This window comes from uncultured Jannaschia sp., from assembly GCF_947494055.1.
In the GTDB taxonomy this organism is placed as follows: Bacteria; Pseudomonadota; Alphaproteobacteria; order Rhodobacterales; family Rhodobacteraceae; genus Jannaschia.
Window position 1 is genome coordinate 1 of sequence record NZ_CANLTR010000103.1, and the last position, 3217, is coordinate 3217.

Genomic DNA, 3217 nt, shown 5'->3' on the forward strand with positions numbered 1-3217 from the left:
TCGGGCATCTGCGCGAGATGCTCGTCCTCAATCCAGGCGACAACCAGGGACTGAGATACGTGCTGCTCGCCTGGCTCCTGGCTATGCACGATGATGCCGGTGCCGAAGACCTTCTGCGCGCACACAGCGACGAGGGCAGTACGTTCATCCGGTACACTGAGGCGCTCTTCGCCTTCCGAAAGTCGGGCAATGGAGATGGTGTCCGACGAGCCGCCGAGGATGCCTGGGGCTGCAATCACCATGTGCCGGCCCTGCTCGCGCGAAAAGGCCGTATTCGCTACGAAGATACGGGATACTACACGCTCGGCGGCGAAGACGAGGCTGCTTACTACGTCGAGGAATACGGTTTTGCCTGGTCCGAGACGCCCGGGGCCGTCGACTGGCTGACGGAGGCAACGAAAGGTCTGAAACCGCGGCTGCCAGGCGGTCGACCCGACGTGCCGCTGCATTGATCTCGTCACCATGGCTTCGCCGAGTTCGAGACCAATTTGCGGCGTGAGCGGCAGGCCGAGGGCATCGCCGCCGCCAAACACCGGGGCGTCTATCGTGGAGGACGTCCGCCCAGGATCGATATGGACGGGATCAGGGCGCTTCTCTCCAAGGGACTGTCCCCGACGGAAATCGCCCGCGAGATGGGGAGTCCCCGCGGAACTGTTTACAAGGCAAAGGTTTCGATGTGATGACGAAGAAGAGCAAGGCGACGACGATGGCCAAGCCCGTCCCGCCCCGCAACCTCACTCCGGCTTTCTGCGAGCGTCTCCGTTGGGACCTTCTTGCCGCATGCCGACAGGTCGCCGATACCCATGGGCTTGCCGTGGAAGGCGGCGATCTGAGCGAGATCGACCTGCGCCATGGATTTGATATCGGGTTTCGCGTCGGGATTCCGACACCGGACGGATCGCTCTTCTCCCATGAGAGAGCTCTGTTCGAGGCGCTGGCGGGTAGTTTCGGGTTGGAGCCCTCCGACTACGCCCGCATCTTCAGGACCGGCGGCGAAACCTTCCGCATCACCGCCATAAATCCCAACCGCCCGAAATATCCGATCAACGTCGAACGCATCGCCGACGGCCGCGGATACAAGTTCTCCGCCGAAGATGTCGCCTTGTACCTCAGCCAGTCAGGCGAATAGATTGTTCGTCGAACGTTTTACAAAACGTTCAAATATGCACGTTCGGGTCTTTTGGGGCCTTGATCGCGGCCTCCGTGATGCGTCGCATGCAGTGCTCGACGGCGTCCGGGCTTTTTGTGCGAACCGGGCGAGACCGTAGCCGTCCAGATAGTTCTCGATCCGATCGACATTCTCGACGATGTCCCGGAACCGGCGGGCCGGATCGCCAGAAGGTCAGGGTGGGTCAGGAACGGCCCGTGATGCGAACAACATTTGATGCGAAGCGTGCCGCAGCCACAGCCGCGCAGGCCCGGCGCAATCAATAGCGAAAGAAGCAGTCTCGAGGCTGGGTCAATGTCGCGACTTGGCAGGATGGCAAGGTGCGGCTGCACGGCACGTATCGCGTGACCCCGCTTGGGCCGATCGACGCTCTGCACATCTCCCCCTGGGGCGGGACGGTCCGAACGGGTGGTATGGACAACTGGGCGGACGCGGAAGGTAGGATGTTTTGGCGCCGTTCGTTACCTAGACCTGCGTCGAAGCCCTCCATCTGAGCTTGGTGTCGACGAAGCAGCGTCGCACGTGTCTGTGCGTTGCTTTCAAACCCTTCGGTCGGTCCGCTTGCCACTTGCGCAGGAGGGACAGGATAGCTTGCCGACGCTGTGGTCGGTGCGACCCTCTGTTCCGTCGCAGGTTGGCATCCCCCAACGAGAGTCACGACAAGGACGTGGAATAGGACGTAACGCATACCGGTAGACACCTTGTGATCGTTTCCGATCGAACCGATTGATCTATAGCCACCGACGGCGAAGTCGCGGGAAATGAGTTTGATATTTGCGAGATCCCGGGACGATCGGTTCTGGTGCAATGCCGAAAGTCGACGCAAGAACAATCTAGTTGAAGAAACCAAAGCACGGGGCGCAGATCGCTACGTCCGCCACCACGCGTGGGCGCGCAACAAGAGCGCTTGCGAAGTCCCGCGCGATCCGCGCCCGCTCGGCGGCAGTGATCTTTGCCGGCAGCGCCAGCTCCCATTCCCGCGTGGCGACCGCGTTCTTGCAGGTCTTCGCCGCCTCGGCGGCTTTCCACAGCGTCGCCCAGTTCTCCGCCCAGCCCGGCGCGTCGTGGGGGGGCGGGGATGAACGTCTCCTCGACGCCGCGCTTGGCGGTGACATCATGCACCCGCCCCTCGCGCTCGCACGCGGTCAGCGCGGCGCAGCGGTACGCTACAGCCGCCGTCGCCGAGCGCCCGGCGGAGCGCTTCACGGTCTTCACTGCCAAGTGGTCGCTCGCCATCAGCCGGCCGTCCGCTATCCGTCGTGCATATCGGTCCATGCGAGATCGAAGCGTGCAAGATACTTCCGCAGCCGATCGGCATCGTTACGGCTCGTCCGGCTTTCGCGGGAGACGGCAAACAAGCGCCGCCCGGCCTCGCTGATCGTCGACGACGTCCGGCAGGTCCGAACGACATGGGCGAGTTGCGGCACGTCGAACGGGTCCAGCTCTGCCTTCGTCAGCGCCGAGACCAGACGCGTGTCGGGATCGGCCTCGGCCGCGCGCCAGCGCCGGCGGAGAGCCGCAATCTCCTCGTCCACCTGCGCCCGGGTGATCCGGCCGCGGGGTGCCAGCGTGCAGAGTCGCAGGATCGCGCCGCCGAAGTCGCGGAAATTGCCGGGCCAGGCGGTATCCGGCGCGTGGGCGAAGCGAAGCCAGGCTTCGGCCGCATCGACGTTGAAGCCGACGCGCGTCCCGAGCCTCCGTTCGGCCAGGTCGAGTTCGTGGCGCAGGTTCGCCTCCATGTCCTGGGTCCGGTCGCGCAAGCCGGGCAGGCTGACCTCGGCCTGAATCTCGCGTTTTGGCCCTTGGTCGTGCCGGACGACCGCTGGCGCCCGTTTGGCAATCGTTCGTCAGCCAAGTCTGCGACGATGGCATCCGCCGCCGCCCACAACTCTGCCGCCAGCATCTGTCATGCGCGCTCCCAAGCAATCTTGGTCACCGGATTGTCCGAATGCGGCTGACGAGGCCGGTGATCTTGATAGTGTCCCACCCTGTGGTGTAGGAGGCCGCGCGCGGAGCCTTTGGCTCGGCGCAGCGTGCGGCCGGGCTGGT

At 64.1% G+C, this 3217-nt stretch carries 5 protein-coding genes; 3 read left to right on the forward strand and 2 right to left on the reverse strand.

Annotated elements, in window-relative coordinates; translation table 11 throughout:
• The 3 genes from Q1A87_RS23125 to Q1A87_RS23130 form a co-directional block, all read left to right on the forward strand.
• Nucleotides 1-452: hypothetical protein (locus Q1A87_RS23125; RefSeq protein ID WP_299657108.1), on the forward strand; the 452-nt coding region annotated here is incomplete at its 5' end.
• A 36-nt stretch (nt 453-488) separates the two neighbouring features.
• Nucleotides 489-680: a helix-turn-helix domain-containing protein gene (locus Q1A87_RS24395; protein WP_363323065.1), complete on the forward strand. Its 192-nt coding sequence runs from the start codon at nt 489-491 to the stop codon at nt 678-680.
• A complete protein-coding gene (locus tag Q1A87_RS23130) occupies nt 680-1129 on the forward strand; it encodes a hypothetical protein (RefSeq protein WP_299657111.1) in 450 nt (149 codons plus the stop codon). Before Q1A87_RS24395 ends, Q1A87_RS23130 begins: the two co-directional genes overlap by 1 nt.
• Before the next feature lie 872 nt (nt 1130-2001).
• On the opposite strand, the gene Q1A87_RS23135 is transcribed toward Q1A87_RS23130, so the two are convergent.
• Together Q1A87_RS23135 and Q1A87_RS23140 are read right to left on the reverse strand one after the other, a co-directional pair.
• Entirely contained in the window at nt 2002-2286 is a 285-nt protein-coding gene (locus tag Q1A87_RS23135; RefSeq protein WP_299657114.1) for a MobA/MobL family protein, read from the reverse strand.
• A 132-nt stretch (nt 2287-2418) separates the two neighbouring features.
• A complete protein-coding gene (locus Q1A87_RS23140) occupies nt 2419-2928 on the reverse strand; it encodes a hypothetical protein (RefSeq protein ID WP_299657117.1) in 510 nt (169 codons plus the stop codon).
• Nucleotides 2929-3217 lie beyond the last annotated feature (289 nt).

Bases quoted from the DNA above. Each gene is read 5' to 3' on its own strand.
- Q1A87_RS23130 (WP_299657111.1), top strand. From the start codon at position 680: ATGACGAAGAAGAGCAAGGCGACGACGATGGCCAAGCCCGTCCCGCCC.
- Q1A87_RS23135 (WP_299657114.1), bottom strand. From the start codon at position 2,286: ATGATGTCACCGCCAAGCGCGGCGTCGAGGAGACGTTCATCCCCGCCC.